A 6,715-nucleotide genomic window follows, 5' to 3' on the forward strand; every position below is an offset into this window, starting at 1 on the left:
AGCTCAAAACTACGGTTTATTGCGCCGATACTCACGCCGTTGCTTCTGCCCCTGTGCCTGCCTCATCCAACTCAAAGCCTGGGTTTCTGCGCGCCGCGCCGGCCATTAGTCGTCCCGGCCGGTGCCGCATTGCCGAGGCTCGCGACGCGGTATTTGCTTTCACGTACCACCAGAATCCGCCGGTCCCGGCCGCGCTCGGCAAGGTCACTTACTTCAGCCTCCAGGCCGATGCGGTCCTGTTTGCTGGCACGGATTATTTTTGCATCTGCCTGGGCATAAGCCTTGAACCAGCGAATATCACGAGTGCCAAAGGTGTGGCCGTGCCGGCGCAGCTACATCGCCAGGGCAACGTGTGGGCTTCCTGCGTGCACCTGTACTGGGGCGAAGATGCGGGGTTTATTAGGCACCTAATTGCGGGCGGCGGCGGCGGTTCTGCCACCACAATAGCCCCGTAATCCCCGCCACTACCACGGCGCACACCGCGTGATTGAGCCGGGCTACGCGGTTGATTTCGTGGTGCCCAAGCGGGCGGGGGTTGTCACCGATGAAGGGCTTGGGCACGAGTTGGCCGTGGTAGTAGTTGGGGCCGCCGAAGCGGCAATTGAGCACGCCGGCCAGCGCCGCTTCGGGATAGCCGGCGTTGGGGCTTTTGTGCTGGGGGCCGTATTGGAGAATAAACCGAAAGCCGCGCCCGCTGCCGCCCAGCAGCGCTAGCAGCCCGGCCGTGAGCCGGGCCGGCAACAGGTTGGCTACGTCATCGAGGCGGGCGGCAAACTTGCCGAACTGCTCGTAGCGCGGGCTGCGGTAGCCCACCATCGAGTCGAGGGTGTTCACCATTTTGTAGGCCATCAGGCCCGGCACGCCGGCCAGGGCGTAGTAGCACAGCGGGGCCACCACGCCATCGCTCAGGTTTTCGGCCAGGCTCTCGAGCACGGCGGTGCGGATTTGCTGGGCGTCGAGCTGCGTGGTGTCGCGGCCCACGATGCGGGCCAGCTGGCGGCGGCCGGCTTCCACGCCGTCCCGTTCCAGCACCTCGAATACCGCCCGGCCCTCGCGCACCAGGCCCGTATTGGCCAGACCGTAGAATACCCACGCGCTGTTGGCGGCCACCGCTACCCCGGCGGGCAGGCGGCGCAGGGCGTTATCCAGCAGGGCAAAAACGCCAAATGCCCCGCCTACCAGGCCACCGGCCAGCAGGGTGCCCTTGGCAAAACGGTGCGGCCCGTCGTTCAGGTGCCGCTCGCCGGCCGTAATCAGCGCCCCGTAGGTGCGCACGGGGTGCGGCCAGTTTTCGGGGTCGGCCAGCAGCAGGTCGAAGGCGTAGCCCAGGGCCAACGGGACGGCTAAGCGGGTAAATCGGTCCATTCGCGCAGGGCATTAATGAGCAGTTGGTTGTCGGCGGGCGGGCGGGTGCACAGTCGGAAGTGCGCGGGCGTAAGACCCCGGAAATTAGCGGCGTCCCGAATCAGCAGGCCGTGTTGGGCCAGCAGCCAGCGCTTGAGCTCGGCGGCGGTGCCGCGGCGCAGGGCCCCCACAAAGTAGTGCGTATGGCTTGGCATGATTTCCAGGCCTTCGTTCTCCGAGAGCTGCGCGGTGAAGGCGGCGCGGTCGGCCAGCAGCAGCGCGGTGGGGGGCTGCACGGCGTCGAAGTGCTCAAAGAGAAAATGACCCGCGGCGGCCGCCAGGGCATTCACCGTCCAGGGGGCTTTGCCTTGGGTGAGCTGGGCAATGAGGCGCTCTGAAGCCAGCACGTAGCCCAGCCGCAGGCCGGGAATGGCGTAGGCCTTGGTCAGGGAGCGTAGCAGCAGCAGGTTGTCGAACCGAGCCAACAGCGGCCGAGCGGTGGCGATGCTGGTGGTGAATTCAATAAAGGCTTCGTCGAGCACGAACATGGTGCCGGGGTTGCCGGCCAGCAGCGCCACCAATGCGGACTCGCGCAATACGCTGCCGGTGGGGTTGTTGGGGTTGCAGATGAACACCACATCTGCCGCCAGGGGCTGGGGTTGGGCCAGCTGCTCCCAGGCCAAAAAGGTTATTTGGTGCCCGTGCAGCCGGGCCGCGTCCTCGTACTCGGCAAAGGCCGGCGTGACGATGGTGGTGCGCCGCCCGGCCCAGGCCTGCGCCACGAGGTAGATGCTCTCGGTGGTGCCGCTGCTCATCAGCACCTGGCCGGGCAGTAGGTTGTGCTGCCGGGCCACTCGTTCGGCCAGGCTCTCGGTCAGTACCTCGGGGTAGCGGTTCACGGTGGCCCACTGACTGAATACGTAGTCTTTCAGGCCCGTCGGCTCGCCGCCGTACCACACGTTGGTGCTGAAATCAGCCACAATGTGGTGGGCGTGTTGGTAGCCGTCGTCGCCGTGTCCGTGCAGCATAAGAGAAAGTTAGGGGAGTTGCAGGGCCGCGTAAATCTGCGCCACGTCCACGTTGGCGCGGATGTGGGCGGCCAGCCGGTCGTACTGCTCGTTCTTGAACGCGGTGAAATCAAGCGGCGCGGCGGTCTTCTGTGGGGTATAGGGTGCCAGCAGGGCGTCGATGACTGCCGCATTGTCGAGGATGCCGTGCAGGTAGGTGCCCCAGCAGCGCGGGCCGGCGTAGTAGCCGTCCGGGGAGCCCGCGGGCGTGCCGTCGGTGAGGGTAGCTACGGGCTGCGCTGGACCATCAACGGTGGTCTGACCCATGTGAATTTCGTAGCCCCGGCAGTCGGCCGCCGCACCGCCCAGAAAGGTGAATTGGCGCTGCCGGGTGGTTTTTTCGCCTTGCAGCACCGTGCGAACGGGCAGCAGCCCCAGGCCGATGGCGGCGGGCACGGGACCTTCCACGCCGTCGGGGTCTTCCACGGAGCGGCCCAGCATCTGGTAGCCCCCGCAGATGCCCACCACGGTTTTGCCGGCCCGGTAGGCCTGCACGATGGCCGCCGACAGCCCGCTGTTGGTGAGCGCCAGCAGGTCGGCAATGGTGTTTTTGCTGCCGGGCAGGATGATGACGTCGGCCGCGCCGATTTCGGCCGCGTCGCGGGTGAAGAACAGGTCGGCCCGGGGGTCGTGAGCCAGGGCGTCGAAGTCGGTGAAGTTGGACAGGCGGCCCAGCAGCACCACGGCCACGCGCACGCGGCCGGCCGGCCCGGCCCGGCGCTGCTTGTGGGCCAGCGCCACGGAGTCCTCTTCCTCCACAAAAATGTCGCGGAAGAAGGGCAGCACGCCCACCACGGGCACGCCGGTGAGCTCGGCGAGCTGCTGCCGGCCATCCTCGAACAGCCGCGCATCGCCCCGGAATTTATTGATGATGATGCCCTTGATGCACGCTTTTTCATCGGGCTCCAGCAGGGCTAGCGTGCCGAACACACTGCCGAACACGCCGCCGCGGTCAATGTCGGCAATCAAATACGTGGCGGCCCCGGCGTGCCGGGCCATGCGCAGGTTGGTGATGTCACGCCGCTTCAGGTTCAGCTCCGAAATGCTGCCGGCGCCCTCCAGCACGACGGGCGAGTACCGGGCCGCCAGCCGGTCGTAGGCCTGTGTAGCGGCCACGAACAGTTCGTGGCGGTCGTTTTCGCGGAAGTATTCGTAGGCCGACTGCGTGCCGATGGGCCGGCCGTTGAGCACCACCTGCGAGGCCAGGTCGGAGGTGGGCTTGAGCAGCACGGGGTTCATGTCGACGTGGCAGGCGATGCCCGCCGCCTCGGCCTGCACGGCCTGGGCCCGCCCAATTTCCAGCCCCTCGGGCGTGGCGTAGCTGTTCAACGACATGTTCTGGGCCTTGAAAGGCGCCGGCTGGTGCCCGTCCTGCCGGAAAATGCGGCAAAAACCCGCCGTGATGACGCTTTTGCCCACGTCGGACGCGGTGCCGACAAACATGATGGGGCGAAGCATAAAATACGGAAGGAGCGAGGGATGAAAACGCAAAAATAGGTTGCCCGCTTTCTAAAACCGGCCTATGGCCCAGGTATTCGGCTTATTTGGTAGTCGGCGGCCCGGCGGCCCAGGCGTTTTCGACCACCAGGCCGGCCAACTCGTGGCAGGTGCCGCAGCCTTCCATTCCCCACAGCGGGCGCGGGCAGAAGACCCCCGCATCGCGCAGGCAAAGGCTGGCGTGTCGCCCACACTCGGAGCGCGATGCGCGGTCATTAACAGCCGCTGCAAGGCCTCCGGGGTAAACCAATTTCTAGCAGCAAGTACGGTTGAGGGGAGTCCGATTTTCACCTTGCGCGGAGCGAAAATGATGTCAGGCTACCGCGACGTACCCGCAAGCGTTTGCCTCCGGCGAGCACCGCTAAGCGCCGATTAAAGTCCGGTGTCCGGGTCGTTGTCACTTTGCTTTTTACCCCGTATGTTTGCCCCATAAACTTTAGGGGTGTCCGGCTGGTCCGGACTGAGATGATACCCTTGGAACCTGCATCAGGCTGATACCTGCGAAGGGAAAAGTACCAGAAAGTACACGAGGCGAGCCCGCGGGCCGCCTTCGTCGTGCGCGCTGCCTATTGTTTATGGTTTGATTCACGCCTAACTACTTCTTAGTTGCATGGTCTACTATGTCAATAACGCGCCGCAGGAAGTGGCGGCCTCCTGCACCATCGCCGCAGCCTTGGCTCGTCTCGACCTCACCAGTCCCCATGGCCTGGCCGTGGCCGTGAACGATACGGTGGTGCCCCGCGCCGAGTGGGATGCCCACCCGCTTCAGCCCAACGACCGGCTCACGCTGATTCGCGCTACCCAGGGAGGGTAGGCCGCGCCAATAGCTTCTATCTGTCTGTATTTTCTTCCTGCTTCATGAAAAAAGACCACGCCCCGCAGCAAACCCTGGTGGAACGCCAGCCGCTGACCGGCTCCCGCAAAATCTACGTGCCCGGCCAGCTTTTCCCGCAGGTGCGGGTGGCGATGCGCGAAATCGGGCTGGCCGATACCGAGCGCAAGTTCGATTTTGGCTTTCCGTCGGAGCAGAACCCACCCGTGACGGTGTACGATACCAGTGGGCCCTACACCGACCCCGACGTGGCCATTGACTTGAAAAAAGGCCTGCCCCGCCTGCGCGCCAGTTGGATTCTGGAGCGCGGCGACGTGGAGCAGCTGCCCGGCACTACCTCCGAGTACGGCCAGCAGCGCGCCGCTGACGCCCGCCTCGACCACCTGCGCTTCGAGCACATTGCCGCCCCGTTGCGCGCCCGACCGGGCTGCAACGTGAGCCAGATGCACTACGCCAAAAAGGGCATTGTCACGCCCGAGATGGAGTATATCGCCATCCGCGAGAATCAGCGGATGGACGAGCTGGCGGCCGACGACCCGCTGCGCGCCCAGCACCGCGGCCACAGCTTCGGGGCCAATACGCCGCAGGGCGCCATCACGCCGGAGTTCGTGCGCTCGGAAGTGGCGGCCGGCCGTGCCGTCATTCCCTCCAACATCAACCACCCCGAGAGCGAGCCGATGATTATCGGGCGCAACTTTCTGGTGAAAATCAACACCAACATCGGCAACTCGGCCGTCACTTCTTCGATTGAAGAAGAGGTGGATAAGGCCGTGTGGAGCTGCCGCTGGGGCGGCGATACGCTGATGGATTTGAGCACGGGCAAGAACATTCACGAAACCCGCGAATGGATTATCCGCAACTGCCCGGTGCCGGTGGGCACGGTGCCCCTCTACCAGGCGCTGGAAAAGGTGAATGGCAAGGCCGAGGACCTGACCTGGGAGCTGTTCCGCGACACGCTCATTGAGCAAGCCGAGCAGGGCGTCGACTACTTCACCATCCACGCCGGGGTGCTGCTGCGCTACGTGCCGATGACGGCCAAGCGCGTGACCGGCATTGTATCACGCGGCGGCTCTATCATGGCCAAGTGGTGCCTGGCGCACCACCAGGAGAGCTTCCTCTACACGCACTTTGAGGAAATCTGCGAAATCATGAAGGCCTACGACGTGGCCTTCTCGCTGGGCGACGGCCTGCGCCCCGGCTCCATCGCCGATGCCAACGACGAGGCCCAGTTTGCCGAGCTGGAAACCCTGGGCCAGCTCACCAAAATTGCTTGGCAGCACGACGTGCAGGTAATGATTGAGGGCCCCGGCCACGTGCCCATGCACCTCATCAAGGAGAACATGGACAAGCAGCTGAAGGAGTGCCACGAAGCGCCGTTCTACACGCTGGGGCCGCTGACGACGGACATCGCGCCCGGCTACGACCATATTACTTCGGCCATCGGCGCGGCCATGATTGGCTGGTTTGGCACGGCCATGCTCTGCTACGTGACACCCAAGGAGCACTTGGGCCTGCCCAACAAGCAGGATGTAAAGGATGGGGTGATTGCCTACAAAATCGCGGCCCACGCCGCCGATTTGGCCAAAGGCCACCCGGGAGCGCAGTACCGCGACAACGCCCTGAGCAAAGCCCGGTTCGAGTTCCGCTGGGAAGACCAGTTCAACCTCAGCCTCGACCCCGACACCGCCCGCGAGTACCACGACGAAACGCTGCCCGCCGAGGGTGCCAAAGTAGCCCACTTCTGCTCGATGTGCGGCCCACATTTCTGCTCGATGAAAATCACGCATGAAGTGCGCGACTACGCCGCCAAGCAGGACCTCACGGCCAGCGAAGCGTTGGCGAGCGGCATGGCTGAGAAGTCGCGCGAGTTCGTGAACAAAGGCAGCGAGCTTTATCTGTAGCGCCTTCTTAAGAAGCTGTTTGAGTTAGCAGAACTTCAGGGTTCTGCGAATGTTAACTATTGCAATCCAGGCAT

6 protein-coding genes and 1 riboswitch are annotated in these 6,715 nt (G+C 64.3%); of the genes, 3 read left to right on the forward strand and 3 right to left on the reverse strand.

Features of this window, described 5'->3' with window-relative positions; translation table 11 throughout:
* Nucleotides 1-53 precede the first annotated feature (53 nt).
* A complete protein-coding gene (locus IEW17_RS01985) occupies nucleotides 54-455 on the forward strand; it encodes a type 1 glutamine amidotransferase family protein (protein ID WP_188560325.1) in 402 nt (133 codons plus the stop codon).
* Here the strand turns inward: IEW17_RS01985 and cbiB are convergent.
* Genes cbiB through IEW17_RS02000 form a run of 3 tightly spaced genes read right to left on the reverse strand, consistent with a single transcriptional unit; the run spans nucleotide 400 to nucleotide 3,869 of the window.
* The gene (cbiB, locus tag IEW17_RS01990; protein WP_188560326.1) at nucleotides 400-1,365 is read right to left on the reverse strand and encodes an adenosylcobinamide-phosphate synthase CbiB; all 966 of its coding nucleotides are present in this window, start codon (nucleotides 1,363-1,365) and stop codon (nucleotides 400-402) included. The genes IEW17_RS01985 and cbiB overlap by 56 nt on opposite strands.
* Nucleotides 1,344-2,372: a pyridoxal phosphate-dependent aminotransferase gene (locus IEW17_RS01995; protein WP_188560327.1), complete on the reverse strand. Its 1,029-nt coding sequence runs from the start codon at nucleotides 2,370-2,372 to the stop codon at nucleotides 1,344-1,346. The genes cbiB and IEW17_RS01995 overlap by 22 nt, the downstream gene beginning before the upstream one ends.
* 9 nt (nucleotides 2,373-2,381) lie before the next feature.
* Nucleotides 2,382-3,869 carry a cobyric acid synthase gene (locus IEW17_RS02000; protein ID WP_188560328.1) on the reverse strand — a complete coding sequence of 496 codons (1,488 nt, stop codon included), beginning with the start codon at nucleotides 3,867-3,869 and terminating at the stop codon, nucleotides 2,382-2,384.
* A 467-nt stretch (nucleotides 3,870-4,336) separates the two neighbouring features.
* A riboswitch (TPP riboswitch) is annotated at nucleotides 4,337-4,434 on the forward strand.
* Nucleotides 4,435-4,518: 84 nt separating this feature from the next.
* Here IEW17_RS02000 and thiS point away from each other — a divergent pair.
* A complete protein-coding gene (gene thiS, locus IEW17_RS02005; RefSeq protein ID WP_188560329.1) occupies nucleotides 4,519-4,722 on the forward strand; it encodes a sulfur carrier protein ThiS in 204 nt (67 codons plus the stop codon).
* Nucleotides 4,723-4,766: 44 nt separating this feature from the next.
* The gene (thiC, locus tag IEW17_RS02010; RefSeq protein ID WP_188560330.1) at nucleotides 4,767-6,641 is read left to right on the forward strand and encodes a phosphomethylpyrimidine synthase ThiC; all 1,875 of its coding nucleotides are present in this window, start codon (nucleotides 4,767-4,769) and stop codon (nucleotides 6,639-6,641) included.
* The last annotated feature ends 74 nt before the right edge of the window (nucleotides 6,642-6,715 follow it).

The sequence above is a fragment of the Hymenobacter frigidus genome (assembly GCF_014640435.1).
GTDB classification, from domain to species: Bacteria; Bacteroidota; Bacteroidia; order Cytophagales; family Hymenobacteraceae; genus Hymenobacter; species Hymenobacter frigidus.